General features: G+C 51.6%; 13 protein-coding genes. 1 reads left to right on the top strand and 12 read right to left on the bottom strand.

Annotated features, from left to right (window positions below; genetic code table 11):
* Positions 1-189 precede the first annotated feature (189 nt).
* Positions 190-1,479: a galactokinase family protein gene (locus tag DW819_RS03590; protein WP_118732106.1), complete on the bottom strand. Its 1,290-nt coding sequence runs from the start codon at positions 1,477-1,479 to the stop codon at positions 190-192.
* 158 nt (positions 1,480-1,637) lie between these two features.
* Between DW819_RS03590 and DW819_RS03585 the strand changes: the two genes are divergently transcribed.
* On the top strand, positions 1,638-2,657 hold the full coding sequence (locus tag DW819_RS03585) for a TIGR01212 family radical SAM protein (protein WP_118732105.1): 1,020 nt from the start codon (positions 1,638-1,640) through the stop codon (positions 2,655-2,657).
* Here DW819_RS03585 and DW819_RS03580 read toward each other — a convergent pair.
* The 11 genes from DW819_RS03580 to dpaL form a co-directional block, all read right to left on the bottom strand.
* Positions 2,588-3,793 carry a CapA family protein gene (locus tag DW819_RS03580; RefSeq protein WP_118732104.1) on the bottom strand — a complete coding sequence of 402 codons (1,206 nt, stop codon included), beginning with the start codon at positions 3,791-3,793 and terminating at the stop codon, positions 2,588-2,590. The two genes, DW819_RS03585 and DW819_RS03580, sit on opposite strands and share 70 nt — an antisense overlap.
* Entirely contained in the window at positions 3,763-3,999 is a 237-nt protein-coding gene (locus DW819_RS03575; RefSeq protein ID WP_118732103.1) for a DUF3343 domain-containing protein, read from the bottom strand. Before DW819_RS03575 ends, DW819_RS03580 begins: the two co-directional genes overlap by 31 nt.
* Before the next feature lies 1 nt (position 4,000).
* A complete protein-coding gene (locus tag DW819_RS03570; protein WP_118732102.1) occupies positions 4,001-5,146 on the bottom strand; it encodes an aminotransferase class V-fold PLP-dependent enzyme in 1,146 nt (381 codons plus the stop codon).
* A complete protein-coding gene (yedF, locus tag DW819_RS03565; protein ID WP_118732171.1) occupies positions 5,143-5,751 on the bottom strand; it encodes a sulfurtransferase-like selenium metabolism protein YedF in 609 nt (202 codons plus the stop codon). The genes DW819_RS03570 and yedF overlap by 4 nt, the downstream gene beginning before the upstream one ends.
* 35 nt (positions 5,752-5,786) lie before the next feature.
* On the bottom strand, positions 5,787-6,821 hold the full coding sequence (gene selD / locus DW819_RS03560; RefSeq protein WP_118732101.1) for a selenide, water dikinase SelD: 1,035 nt from the start codon (positions 6,819-6,821) through the stop codon (positions 5,787-5,789).
* Positions 6,822-6,900: 79 nt separating this feature from the next.
* On the bottom strand, positions 6,901-8,067 hold the full coding sequence (locus DW819_RS03555) for a M20 family metallopeptidase (RefSeq protein ID WP_118732100.1): 1,167 nt from the start codon (positions 8,065-8,067) through the stop codon (positions 6,901-6,903).
* Positions 8,068-8,159: 92 nt separating this feature from the next.
* Positions 8,160-9,548: a dihydropyrimidinase gene (hydA, locus tag DW819_RS03550; RefSeq protein WP_118732099.1), complete on the bottom strand. Its 1,389-nt coding sequence runs from the start codon at positions 9,546-9,548 to the stop codon at positions 8,160-8,162.
* An 85-nt stretch (positions 9,549-9,633) separates the two neighbouring features.
* On the bottom strand, positions 9,634-10,575 hold the full coding sequence (gene arcC / locus DW819_RS03545) for a carbamate kinase (protein WP_118732098.1): 942 nt from the start codon (positions 10,573-10,575) through the stop codon (positions 9,634-9,636).
* Between the two features lie 203 nt (positions 10,576-10,778).
* Positions 10,779-11,975 carry a knotted carbamoyltransferase YgeW gene (ygeW, locus tag DW819_RS03540; RefSeq protein ID WP_118732097.1) on the bottom strand — a complete coding sequence of 399 codons (1,197 nt, stop codon included), beginning with the start codon at positions 11,973-11,975 and terminating at the stop codon, positions 10,779-10,781.
* A 95-nt stretch (positions 11,976-12,070) separates the two neighbouring features.
* Entirely contained in the window at positions 12,071-13,447 is a 1,377-nt protein-coding gene (locus tag DW819_RS03535; protein ID WP_118732096.1) for a YgeY family selenium metabolism-linked hydrolase, read from the bottom strand.
* Between the two features lie 64 nt (positions 13,448-13,511).
* Positions 13,512-14,723, bottom strand: a complete 1,212-nt coding sequence (gene dpaL, locus DW819_RS03530) for a diaminopropionate ammonia-lyase (RefSeq protein WP_118732095.1) — start codon at positions 14,721-14,723, stop codon at positions 13,512-13,514.
* Between the last annotated feature and the right edge of the window lie 56 nt (positions 14,724-14,779).

Here is a 14,779-nt window from a genome sequence, read left to right as displayed (position 1 = left end):
AAAAAAGAATGTGCCTTGGCACATTCTCGCGCCGAGGCGCGGTTGCTTCGGCAACCATCTGCCTTTGCGCCGAGTGCGCATCCTCGCGGAGCGTTTTTGTATGATAGGACGCAATTTCCTATCATACAAAAAACGGGCGGTATCACTACCGCCCGCCATCATATCACAGATTGACGAAAAAAGAAAGTTTTAGATAATGTCATTCACGCATACTGCGCCGTAGGGCCGGATGCTCATCCGGTACGCACTTCCTGCTCCCATGGCATGCTCGATATAGTCAATATACTCATCCACGATGTTATTTGGCAACATGGCCATGATCACGCCAGCAAATCCTCCTCCGTGAATACGGCATGCACCACGCTGTTTTTCCGCAATGAACAGCTCTGTAAGTGCCAGGGCAATGGAAATTCCCTGTTCCTGCACGCTGGCTGTGGTATAACAGTTCTGCAGCCATTTCCACGAAGAATTTCCGGATGCCGTGATATTGGCCAGAAAATCTTCGAATCGTCCCTCTTTTAAAGCTGCAACCTCTGCCTCGACCCGCTTGTTCTCCTCAAAGAAATGCAGGGCACGCATCACGGAACGGTCTCCCGCAAAGGCACGTACCTCCTGGATATTGTCGATGACCTGCTGCTCCGTTACCTCAGCGCAGACCTCCTTGCCGAAAAACTGTGCTACCTTCTTCATCTCATTCGGAACAGAAGAATAATCCGCACTTAAGTCTGCATGACCTTTTCCGGTCTGCACGATGATGAGGCTGTGATTCCGGGAAGCAAAGTCAAAGTCAATCTTCTCTACCTTTGGAGCAGCCGGTTCCAGGAAATCAATGGTAATAAGTCCGCCTACCGCGCAGGCCATCTGATCCAGAAGGCCGGAAGCCTTGTCCCAGTACATATTCTCTGCATATTTTCCGATATGGGCATAAGCAACGGTATCCATGCGTCCGTCATTGAAGAACCGGTTTAACATGGAACACAGCAGCATCTCAAAGGATGCAGAAGAACTTACACCGGCAGAGCTGATGACATTGCTGGTGATATAAGCATCGAAACCGCCAACTTCATAGCCGGATTCCTGAAATCCCTTCAGCAGTCCCTTCACCAGATCTACGGTTCCAGCCTTCTTGTCACTCGGCTGAAGATCGTTTAAATCAATAGTAAATTTCTGCTGGAAGGTCTCACTGATGATATTTACCCTGCTGGATTCATTCCTGGCGGCAATTCCCACACAATCCAGGTTAATGCTTCCTGCCAGTACCTTGCCATGATTATGATCGGTATGGTTTCCGCTGATCTCCGTTCTTCCCGGTGAGCTGAACATAAGAATATCGTTCTCTCCAAAGTTCTCCCGGAATTTCTTCACCAGTTCCCCATAACGGCGGATATTCTCCTCCGCTTTTTCTGCTCCGTATAACTCACACATGCGGGCATATGCTGCCTCTGATTGCAGCAATTCCAAAGTTTTTGCTGTGTTCATGATAACCTCCTCCATTATATCCATATTTTCAGTATATCACACCGCATGTTTTTCGGACAATACAATATTCTTTCGTGTGTCTGTGTTTTTTTACGGTTGCATGGTATACTGTATGGAAAAGAAACCGGAAATATCCGGATACGAAAGGACTCACACTCATGAACTGGAACGGCAGCCCCTATCACACCTTGAACTTTGAGATGAAATCCCGCTTCGGACAGAAGGTCTACAAGATTGCCCTAGATGGGCACATGACCTGTCCAAATCGTGACGGAACACTTGGAACACGCGGCTGTATCTTCTGCAGTGAGGGCGGTTCCGGAGATTTTGCGGTATCACTGAATCTAAAAACCGACTGTTCTGCTCAAAACGAGGCATCCCTGATTACCACCGCGGTCCATGAGCAGATTGAAGAAGCTATCTCCCGTGTCAAACGCAAAATGGGTTCCGCACCGGATGCCTACATTGCCTACTTCCAGTCCTATACCAACACCTACGCACCGCTCTCTTACCTGGAAGCACTGTTTACCGCCGCCATCCGTCACCCCAAGATTGTAGCACTGTCCATCGGCACAAGGCCGGACTGTCTGCCGGACGAGGTGCTGGATCTGTGTGCCCGCATAAACCGGGAAAAGCCGGTCTGGCTTGAGCTGGGACTGCAGACCATCCATGAGGATACCGCCGTCTTTATCCGCCGCGGCTATCCGCTCTCCACCTTCACCGACGCATTATCCCGGCTTCGTGCGCGAAGGCTGGACACCATTGTCCACGTGATCCTGGGACTCCCCGGCGAAAACCGTGAGAAGATGTTAGAGACCGTGCGCTATCTGGCAAAGCAGGATATCCAGGGCATCAAGCTGCAGCTGCTCCATGTCTTAAAAGGCACGGATCTGGCAACGGTTTATGAACAGCATCCTTTTCCTGTCATGACCATGGAGGAATATCTTGATCTGGTCATCGACTGTGTGTCCCTGCTTCCGCCGGAGCTGGTCATTCACCGCATCACCGGAGACGGGCCGAAAGCTCTGCTGATCGCGCCGCTCTGGAGCGCAAATAAGCGCCTGGTGCTCAACTCGCTCACCAGGCGCTTCAAAGAACGGGGCGTAACTCAGGGCTGCGGACTGACGATACCGTCTTCTCCCACAGAGACTCCAAAAGAAATCCCCTCCAAATACTGATAAAACTGTGTTTTTGATTCTGTATCAGTCAGCATGCGGGTATAACCGCCGGATGAAGTTCCCGGAATCAGCTGTAATGACAGACTTTCTCCGGTAAATGCAGCCTGTACCAGCATGGTCTTCGGAATCGAGCTTCCAAAGACAAAATTGCCCAGGCTGTAAAAGATCGGCTTTCCTTTATAATACTCGATGCCCTGCAGCACATGCGGATGGCTTCCGATGACCAGATCTGCTCCTGCATCGATATAACGTCTGGCCAGTGCCCTCTGATACTCCTGGGGCATCTCATCGCGCTCAATCCCCCAGTGGATCAGAACCACAACCTTATCTCCTGAGGCATGGCACTCCGCAATCTGTGCAAGCAGCGGCTCCACCGAAACCTCATAAGAAGAAAGCATTCCGGGATGGCCCTTTGTGGCCGCCCAGTCTGCCTTCGGGATCACACGGGTTGCCCCGATCAGCGCCACCCGCTGTCCGTTTTTCTCAAACAGGACCGGCTGTTTCGCCGTATCCAGATCTTTTCCGGCTCCGGTATGCAAAATACCTGCCTGGTCCAGGATTTCACAGGTATCCAACAGTGCATCCGTTCCATAATCCAGCGCATGGTTGTTCGCCAGCGTCACCGCATCAATCCCCATCTCTTTGAACAGGGAAACTTTTTCCGGTGCCAGCCGGAACGTATATTGCTTGTCCGGTGCCTGGGTGCCGCGGCTGCTGAACGGAAATTCCTCGTTGACTGCAAAATAATCAGCAGACTGGATTGCGCTCAAATACCCCTGATCCAGCACTCCTGAGATTCCGCCCGCCCGGCTGTACGCGTTTAAAATATGGTCAGACAGAAGTACATCGCCGGAAAACAGGATGGTCATGGAACCGTCTGCCGGCTCCACAGAATCAGAAGCTTCAGGGTTTTCTTCTAACCGGTCTGTTTCAGGTTCTGTTTCAGATCCTGTTTCAGATCCTGTTTTGAATTCTGTTTCAGATTCCGTCTCCAGCACAATATCTGACGCAGTTTCCGCGACCGTCTCCGCAGCTGTGATCTTCTCATACGAAGCATGACTGCAGCCGCCTGAGAGCAGCGCCGCAAGCAGCACCGCGGCAATTTTTACAGCATGATCTCTGTGATCAGTTCCCATATTATATCCTGCCTTTTCATTTCCTGTTCCAGCACTTTTCTCGTCTCTACCGGTGCCATAAAGCATAGTCCGCAGCCTGCGGAGATGGCACCTGGAAGTGGGATGATCCGGCCCGGAAGCCCGGCTTCCTTCATGGCCTTCTCCATACGGATGGCCATGACCGTATCCCGGAATGTGATGATCAGGCGAAGTTCTTTTTTCAGCATCTTATCCCTCCCAGGCCAGGATCCGCATAGCTTTTACAGCCTCCTGCACTTCTTCCATGGTATTAAAATGAGAAAAGCTGAAGCGCACAGCTCCCTGCGTTCCTGTTCCAAGTGCATGATGCATCAGCGGCGCGCAGTGGCCTCCTGAGCGGACCGCAATATCAAACCGCTGCATCAGCTCGTCACCGACGGCAGCGGAGTCATAATCCTTCAGATTCAGTGTCACCACAGGTGTCCGGACCGCCGCGTCAAAGTCACCATATAAGCGGACTCCCGGTAAATTCTTTACGCCTTCATAAAATGCGCTCGCATATGCGTCTGCCTGCCGCCAGATCGCATCGGTTCCTTTGTCCAGAATGTATTCCACCCCGGCCCGGAGTCCTGCGATTCCGGGCATATTTAAGGTTCCGGCCTCTAACAGGGTTGGCATCTCATCAGGCTGTTCTCGATCAAAGGTGCGGATTCCGGTTCCTCCAACACGAAATGGCTTTATCTTCACACCTTCACGCACGCAGATGCCGCCCATGCCCTGCGGTCCCAGAAGGCCTTTATGCCCGGAAAAACACAGCACATCGATGTGCATCTGTTCCATATCAATTGGCAGAAGACCTGCTGACTGCGCCGCATCTACCAGAAACAACGTGCCGTTTTCCCGGCACAAAGCCCCCAGTTTTTCCAGATCATTGACATTGCCGGTCAGATTTGACGCATGGGTACAGACCAGCGCTTTGGTATCCGGCCGGATACTGGCTGCCAGAACATCCAGACACATTCTCCCCTTTTCATCACAGGGGATGATGGTCAGGTCTATCCCTTCTTTTTCCTTCCGATACAAAGGACGCAGCACGGAATTATGCTCCATCTGGGTAGTGATCACATGGTCTCCCGGCTCAAGCAGTCCCTCAATTGCCATATTCAGGCTGTCGGTGGCATTCATGGAAAATGCCACCTGGTTCGGATGCGGATAGCCAAACAGTTCTCCCAGGCAGCTCCTGGTCTCTACAGCCAGACGCAATGCCTGCAGGGACGCCTCATTGCTTCCCCGTGCCGCGTTGCCTACGCTCCCGGAAACCAGAGTCTGATAAACGGCATCGGCAACTGTCTTAGGCTTATGCAGAGAGGTGGCCGCATTGTCCAGATAAATCATGGCCGCACAACCAGGTCTGCTTCAGCCATGGTCTGTGCGATCACATACATATTGGTAACACCGCCGACTTTTAATTTCTCAGTCAGTCCGTAGTAATTTAAGCAGGTACCGCAGGTCAGGATCTGCACACCGGCCTCTTCCAGCTTCTTTAAATCCTCGATGGAGTCAGAACCCTCACAGGTCAGCTTTGCGCCGCCATTGTAGAATAAAATGGTATCCGGCAGAGTTTCCAGCTGGGTCTGGGCAAATAAGAAGCCTTTGATCAGAACCTTGCCAAGCTCCTCGTTGCCATCTCCCATATGATCTGCTGTAACAGCAACCACCGTTTTTTTCTTTGCCGGAACCAGGCACTGGTCTGCAGGGATCTCCTCTGCTGATTTTTCCTGTCCGCTCACATGAAGAACCACCTTCCAGGTCTTTTCTTCCTCTTTGGAGGCCTCCACGCCGTAGCCCATCTGAACCGCCATCTTCTTCAGGTTCTGGACTGCGATCTCGTTATCAACGAAAACCTCTACAGTTCCGGCTCCGTTTAAGTTCTTGATTGCCTCTTTTGCCTTGATTAACGGAATCGGGCAGATTTCGCCCCTTGCATCTACTGTTATCATACCAGTTTCCTCTCTTTCCTGATCCATTTACATTTTTACAGCACAGTGATTTCCTTCTGAAATCCGGCATCCCCTTGTTTTATGAGCCGTCCCACGATCTGGGCCGGAAGTCCGGCCTCTTTTAATTCCTGCCGGAACGCTTTGCCTTCCTCCTGGGGCACTGCAAAAAGCAGCCCTCCCGAGGTCTGCGGATCAAATAAAATCTCCTCAAGTGAGAACGGAATACCCTTAAAATCAACAAATGTTCCAACGTGGTTGCGGTTGCGCTGTCCGGCCGCCGTGATCATAAAATTCTCCGCATGGGTATAGGCTTCCTTGATATATGGCATACTCAGGGTATCCACCACCGCCCAGAGGCGCTTATCCAGCATTTCATGCAGATGTCCCAGAAAGCTGAATCCGGTCACATCAGTACAGGCATGCACCGTATACTTTTTTGAGATAGCCGCCGCATACTTGTTCAACGTAGTCATGGATGTGATGGCTTCTGCCATTGCCTCTTTGGAAGCCGCTCCCACCCGGTTTGCAGTGTTCATGATGCCGACCCCGAGCTTTTTGGTCAGGATCAGCACATCTCCTGCCTGGCCGCCGTTATTTTTGTAGATCCGGTCCGGATGCACAACACCGTTTACGGAAAGTCCGTACTTCACATCCTTATCGTTGATGGAATGACCGCCGCAAAGTACAGCTCCGGCCTCCACCACCTTTTCCGAACCGCCCCGCATGATTTCACCGAGAACATTCAGATCTTCATCCTGCGGAAAACACACAATATTCAATGCACTGATGACCTCTCCTCCCATGGCATACACATCACTCAGCGCATTTGTTGCCGCAATCTGGCCAAACACATAGGGATCCTCCAGCATCGGCGGAAAGAAATCCAGCGTCTGCACCACAGCCACCTCATCACTGACACGATAGACTGCCGCATCGTCACTGCTGTCAAAGCCCACCAGCAGATTCGGGTCGGCCGCACCGCGCTCAATCCGGCTTAAGACCCGTTCCAGAATATCCGGGCCCAGCTTCGCCGTGCAGCCGCCGCTGCTGCAAAATAAACCTCCTGCCATAATTTCTCCTTTCCTGAAATCCAGCCTTTCTTATCATAGCACAGACAGATCTGTTCCGTCCAACTGTTAAATCCGTAAATTACATCCACAGCCATTCTTTTAGCAGGGTCTCATATACCTTCTGACATCGGCGGATATCTGCCTCATCCACGTACTCATCCGCTTTGTGGGCCATGGCCAGGGTACCCGGTCCATAAGAAAGACAGTTACAGTTTCCGGTAGTTCCGGCAATCACGGCCGTATCAGTGTAGCCCGGAAATGCGGAAACCACCGGTACTTTTCCAGTTTCCTGCTCAACAGCTGTCCTGATACGGGAGAGCATCTCAGCATCCTCGTGGTGTGCGATAGGCGGACGGTTTCCTGTGATCCGGATTTCTGCTTTCAGACCCGGAATTTCCTTTGCCGCGTCTTCTGCTGCAGCTTCCAGCAGTGTCTTCACATCTTCGATATGATATGGCGGTACCACGCGCATATCCACTGATACTTTGCACTCTGCCGGAACCTGGTACGGATGGACACCCCCCTGGATCTCACCAAAGACAATGGTAGACTTACCAAGAAACGCATCTTCCTTCAACTCTTTCACACGATTGCGGGCAGATGCCAGCATATAAGCCATGCCGGCAATGGCATCCATGCCCTGCTCCGGGCGGCTGGCGTGAGCTGCCTTTCCGTGCATAGTCACCTCAAACCAATAGCGTCCCTTATGGGCAGTCTGGATTTCTCCGTCGGTCGGCTCCGTATCCATCACCAGGCTGTCTTTTGTGACCCAGCCAAGCTCGATCACTCGTTCCGCGCCGGTCATATCTCCCTCTTCATCACAGGTCCCGATCCACTTTAAGGTACGTTTCGGAGTCTTGCCGGTTTCCTTCATCTGTGCCGCAGCTTCCAGAAACGCACACAGTGCGCAGGCCAGACCGGATTTCATGTCGCAGGAACCGCGGCCGAAAAATCGGCCGTTCTCCCCGTCCTCGCCCAGAGGATTCTTCGTCCAGCCTCCGGCAACCGGAACGGTATCCATATGACAGATCAATACCATTTCTTCCTTTGTCTCACCCGGAAGGACTGCCAGCAGGACCGGACGTCCCTCCCTGGTATAATCTTTTTTCAGTTCGCCGCGCTCCGGGAGCACTGCCCGGATTTCCTGCTCCAGAAATCCGGCAATCTCATACTCTTCTTTGCCCGGATTTGTGCTCTCGATGCCAACTAATTTCTTTGTCCATGCCACTGCATCCGTATTCTGCATGTTCTTTTGCTTCCTTTCTTTCATCCCCGGCCCGCTTTCTGTTCTGTCTGCCAGGCCATCTGCCGCTGCCGGAGTCTGACTCCAATTTCATATTACTCTGCCAAAGAGCTCTTTCCTCGTTTTAAATACTGGCCCTCGCCGCGTGTTCCCACAAAATTTCCATCCGTAACGATCTCTCTTCCACGCAGAAATACCTTCTCGATCGCGCCTGTCACCTTCGTGCCCTCGTAGCAGGTATAATCTGCGTTTCCGTGCATCTTATCTGTGGTGATAGTCCATTCCTTCTTCGGATCGATGAGTACCAGGTCTGCATCGGAACCGGTCTGGATTGTTCCCTTCTTCGGATACAGTCCGGCAATCTTTGCCGGGTTTGTGCACAGGTAATGTACCACCTGCGGAATGGTCAGATGCTCTCCCTTCACCGCCTCAGAGAACATAAGCGGCAGGCGCTCCTCCACGCCCGGCGCTCCGCTCGGGCACTGGGTAAAGTCTTTCGCGCCCTGCTGTTTCTGCTTTGCAAAGGTGAATGGACAATGATCGGTTGCGACTGCATCCAGCTCTCCGTTCTCCAGGGCCTGCCAGAGTGCTTCGTTATCATCCTTCTTTCGAAGCGGCGGTGCCATAATGGCCTTTAAGCCCTCCTGATCGTCTGCGTAACGGTCATCTGTCATAAACAGGTACTGCGGGCAGGTCTCCACGCCAAAATGCTTCTGACCACGGCGTTTCGCGCGGCGTACCTCCATCAGGCCCTGCTTACTGGATAAATGTACCACATAAACCGGTGCCTCTCCTGCGGACTCGGCCAGATACAGGAAACGGTTCACTGCCTCTGCCTCTGCCGCTGCCGGACGGCTGATCGGATGATACTTTGCCTGGGTATGTCCCTCTTTGACAAATTTTTCCCGCCAGTAATTGACGATGCCGTCGTTCTCGCAGTGGGACGCAATGAGGATGCCATCCTGCTTTGCCCGGGTCAGGATCTGCATCAGATCACTGTCTCCAAGGCCGTAGCCGTAGGTCATATATACCTTAAAGCTGGTGATCCCCTCTTCCTTTGCAATCTCTCCCATTTCTTCCAGGACCTGTGGGTTCACATGCTGGAATACACCGTGGAATCCATAGTCGACTACTGCATTTCCATCGGCCAGTCTGTGGTATTCCTTTACCTGGTGCCACAGACTGCAGTTCTGCGGACCGAAGGCCATATGATCTACAATGGATGTGGTTCCGCCACAGGCTGCCGCAATGGTTCCGGTATAGAAATCATCGATGACACGGGCAATTCCTACATCCAGATCCATGTGCGTGTGGATATCCACAGCGCCCGGAAGTACATACTTTCCTTTCGCGTCTACTACTTCGGCCCCGGAATCCTGAAGATCGGTTCCGATCTCACGGATCACGCCTTCTTCCAGCAGAAGATCGGCTTCATATACACCACTCTCGGTGCAGAGCATTCCGTTTTTAATTATTTTTTTCATCGTTTAAACTTCTCCTATATATGGCTTTAAGCGCAGGAAAACAGCCAAGCCGTTTTCCTGCGCTTATCTTATTTTCAATATTCGCTTACTGATGAATTCTGGTACCGGTTAATCCGTTGATACCATCTTTTGCTTTCTCAAGCAGGGTAATTAAGGACTCACGGCCCGGTGCGGACTCTGCGAAAGCAACTGCTGCCTGTACCTTCGGAAGCATGGATCCAGGTGCGAACTCGCCAGCCTCGATGTACTTCTGTGCCGTTTCCGGGGTAAGCTCAGACAGCCACTCCTGATCCGGTTTTCCGAAGTGAACTGCAACCTTCTCGACTGCGGTTAAAATGATCAGGCAGTCTGCGTTTAACTGTTCTGCCAGCTTCTCTGCTGCGAAATCTTTATCGATTACTGCTGCAGCCCCCTTTAAGTGATGGCCTCCGCTTACGAATACCGGGATACCGCCGCCGCCACATGCAACAACGACATAATCATTCTCGACCAGGCTGCGGATGGTGTCGATCTCGATGATGGACTTCGGCTTCGGAGAAGCAACAACACGGCGGTAACCACGTCCTGCGTCCTCAACAACCTTATATCCTTTCTCTTTGACCAGCTTGTCTGCCTCTTCCTTTGTCATAAATGCGCCGATCGGCTTTGTCGGATTTTCGAAAGCAGGATCATTCGCATCTACCTCTACCTGTGTCAGAATGGTGGTGCATCCGGTATTAATACCGCGATCCAGCATTTCCTCACGCAGCGCATTCTGCAGATCGTATCCGATGTAGCCCTGACTCATAGCCACGCATACAGACAGCGGACACGGAATGTATTTTTCCGGATTGGAACGGGTCAGCTCAGACATTGCGTTCTGGATCATGCCTACCTGCGGTCCATTTCCGTGTGCGATTACAACTTCGTTGCCTGCCTCGATCAGATCTACGATTGCGGAAGCAGTTTTCTTCACCGCGATCATCTGCTCCGGCAGATTATTTCCCAATGCATTACCGCCAAGGGCGATTACAATTCTTTTTCCCATAACAATATCTCCTATGTCCGCCTTTCGCTGCTGCTCGCACCTTGTGCAAACCGGATCTGCGATTTTCCCCCGCGGACTATTTTCATTTTTCTTTTTGAAGCAGTGATGGCAGTCCGTTTAAGGACTGCCACCGCTTTTGTTGAGCAGGTTGTTGTATAAAAAGGGATTTCCCAATTTACCAGATTATTCTGACAACAGGCAAATTATGCCATATGTCTCTCGGTTGCTTTCTCAGCCAGCTTAGCCAGAGTCTCCTGCGGGCACTGCTGTTTTGCAAGCAGGATCATAGCTGCGATGATGTACGGCTTGTAGCTAGCCTCTTTGTACAGAGGAGTACGATAACGATCGAATACGGAAGCCTCAACCTCGCCGTCCTTGCAGGATACATCGTTGATATCAGCCGGTAAGCAGTGCAGGTACAGAGCCTTGCCATCCTTGGTGGTGGACATTAACTCTTCGGTGCAGCACCAGTCTTTGTGCTCTGCGTTCTGAGCAAGCAGTTCTTTCTCCAGAGCCTTGATACCGTCGGTATCGCCCTCAGCGTACAGGTTGGTTCTCTTCTCCATAGCTGCGAACGGAGCCCAGCTCTTCGGATATACGATATCAGCATCCTTGAATGCCTCTGCCATGGAATTGGTCTTGGTGAAGCTGCCGCCGGTCTTCTCAGCGTTCTTACGTGCAACTTCCTCAACCTCCGGCATTACCTCGTATCCTTCCGGATGTGCCAGAACAACGTCCATACCGAATCTGGTCATCAGGCCGATAACGCCCTGCGGTACGGAAAGCGGTTTGCCGTAGCTCGGAGAGTAAGCCCAGGTCATAGCTACCTTCTTGCCCTTTAAGTTCTCAACGCCGCCGAAGGTGTTGATGATGTGAAGCATATCAGCCATACACTGGGTCGGATGGTCGATATCGCACTGTAAGTTAACCAGGGTAGGTTTCTGCTCCAGAACGCCGTCCTTATGTCCCTCGGTTACAGCGTCTACTACGTCATGCATGTATTTGTTGCCCTTGCCGATGTACATATCATCGCGGATACCGATAACGTCAGCCATGAAGGAAATCATGTTAGCGGTCTCACGAACGGTCTCACCATGAGCGATCTGGCTCTTGCCCTCGTCAAGATCCTGAACCTCAAGACCAAGCAGGTTACAAGCAGATGCAAAAGAGAAACGGGTACGGGTAGAGTTATCACGGAACAGGGAGATGCCCAGGCCGGACTCAAACACCTTGGTGGAGATGTTATGCTCTCTCATGTAACGCAGAGCGTCAGCAACGGTGAAAACAGCCTCGATCTCATCATCGGTCTTCTCCCAGGTCAGGAAGAAATCGCCCTCGTACATATCTTTGAAGTTCAGTTTGTTCAGTTTGTCAATGTAACCCTGTAATACTTTATCCATGTTGATCTCCTTCTTTCATATAAGAAATTATTATTTTTGATGCAGACCAGCGCTCACCGCACTGATCTGCCGGCTACTGAAATATTGTCTGATGATTATTTGATGTCGTTGTTGGTCTTGCCTGCACGGAACTGGGAAATATCATCGGTCTTCTTGGAACCATCGTACAGATTTGCTGCTGCTACATACATAGCTGCGCATCTTACAAGGTCATCTTTGTAGGTGATCTCGTTCGGAGCGTGAGCCTGGCTCTCAGCACCCGGGCCAAAGCCTACGCACGGAATACCGTAACGGCCCTGGATAGCAACACCGTTGGTGGAGAAGGTCCACTTATCGATCAGCGGACGGTTACGAAGCTCTTTGGTGGAGTCCGGTCCCATACGATGATCGCCGAACAGAGCTACGTGTGCATCGTACAGAGCCTGTACATGAGCTGCATTCTCTTTGTTGATCCATGTCGGGAAGTAGCACTCGGTCTCGTATACTTCACCGGTCCATGACGGACGGTCATACATATACATGGAAACCTTAACGTCATCGCCATACTTCTGAACGCTCGGCAGCTGACGGATCTCATCCAGACAGGAATCCCAGGTCTCACCTGCGGTCATACGACGGTCGATGGAGATTGCACAGCTGTCTGCTACTGCACAGCGGCTCGGAGAGGTGTAGAAAATCTGGGAAACGGTGCAGGTACCTCTTCCAAGGAACTGAGCGTCCTCGTAGTGCTCCGGATTGTATTTCGGGCTGAGCATCTTAACAAGGCCCTTGATATCGGTGTCTTCGTCACAGCCGTTGTTGTTCAGGGAACGAACGTCAGCAATGATATCAGCCATCTTGTAGATTGCGTTAGAACCACGCTCCGGTGCGGAACCATGGCAGGAAACGCCCTTCACGTCTACACGGATCTCCATACGTCCGCGATGTCCACGGTAGATACCGCCATCGGTCGGCTCGGTAGAGATTACGAACTCCGGAACGATTTTATCTTTGTTGTAGATGTACTGCCAGCACATACCGTCGCAGTCCTCTTCCTGTACGGAACCAACGATCATGATCTTGTAGCCCTCCGGAATGAGGTTTAAATCCTTCATGATCTTTGCGCCGTAAACAGCACTTGCCATACCGCCTTCCTGGTCGGAACCGCCGCGGCCGTAGATGATCTCATCGGTCTCATAGCCTTCGTACGGATCAGCTTCCCAGTTGTTGATGTTACCGATACCAACGGTATCGATGTGAGAGTCGATTGCGATGATCTTGTCGCCTTCGCCCATCCATCCGATCACGTTGCCAAGACCGTCAACCTCTACTTTATCGAAGTTTAACTTCTCCATCTCAGCTTTGATGCATGCTACTACCTCTTTCTCCTCGCAGCTCTCGCTCGGATGAGAGATCATTGCTCTTAAGAACGCAGTCATATCTGCGCGATAACCCTCTGCTGCCTGTTTGATCTTTTCAAAATCAAGTCCCATTGTTTTACCCTCCTGGATTATATATGTTCTTGTTTGTAGTTCGTAATGAAGTGATTTCTTTGGATTATACGGTCGGATACTCGCCGCCCCAGACAATCTTTTTGTACTTGTCCGGATCGGTATCACCCTCGGTGGAGAACATCAGAACCTTACTGTCGCGGTTCAGCTCTAAAGCGTCACGCAGCTCTTTGTATTCATCATCCTCCATGATGGTGGAAATCACGCCCATACCAACTGCTCCGGACTCACCGGAAATTACCTTCGGATCGCCCTTAACCGGAGCTGCCAGCATTCTCATACCCTTTGCTGCTACCCAGTCCGGGCAGGAAACGAATGCGGATACATGGTTTCTTAAGATATCCCAGCCAATGATGTTCGGCTCGCCGCATGCAAGTCCGGCCATGATAGTCTGAAGATCACCACCGACGATACGCGGATCACCGTCTCCCGCAACAGCGCCCTTATACAGGCAGGCCGCAGCGCCAGCTTCCATAACAACGAATTTCGGCGGATTCTCCGGGTACAGGTTGGTGAAATAACCAACTACTGCGCCTGCAAGGCTTCCCACACCAGCCTGAACGAATACGTGGGTCGGGCGGTTTACAGAAACCTCGCGCAGCTGCTCAGCAGCCTCACCAGCCATGCTTCCGTAGCCCTGCATGATCCATGCCGGAATTTCCTCGTAGCCTTCCCATGCAGTATCCTGAACAACAACGCCATGCGGGGTTGCCTCAGCCTCAGCTGCTGCCATACGTACGCAGTCATCGTAGTTTACTTCCTCGATGGTAACCTTTGCGCCCTCTTTTGCGATGTTGTCAAAACGAGTCTTGGTGCTGCCCTTCGGCATATGTACAACAGCCTTCTGGCCCAGCTTGTTTGCTGCCCATGCAACACCTCTGCCATGGTTACCGTCAGTAGCGGTGAAGAAAGTTGCCTGACCGAACTCCTCACGGAATTTCTCACTGGTCAGATAATCATATGTCATCTCGGACACGTCGCGTCCCATCTCACTTGCGATGTAGCGTGCCATTGCGAAAGAACCGCCAAGCACCTTAAATGCGTTGAGACCAAAACGATAGCTCTCGTCTTTTACAAACAGACCGCCAAGGCCAAGGCCCTCAGCCATACCGTCCAGCTTCGCAAGCGGGGTGATGGAATACTGCGGGAAGCTCTTGTGGAACTCGCGTGCCTGTTTGATATTTTCAAGGCTCATAACCGGCAGGCACTTGTCTTCGCTTTTTGGCATCTTGTTTAATGCCCAAAGAATTTTCTCCATTTTCTCTTCTCCTAACAAACTTTTTGTATTTCTCCAAACTTTTTGTTTGCTTCTAT

Origin of the sequence: Clostridium sp. AM33-3, assembly GCF_003480315.1 — a bacterium.
Taxonomy (GTDB): Bacteria; Bacillota; Clostridia; order Lachnospirales; family Lachnospiraceae; genus Brotaphodocola.
The sequence above is the reverse complement of the archived record's forward strand: the minus strand, read 5'-3'. Positions and strand labels throughout refer to the sequence as shown.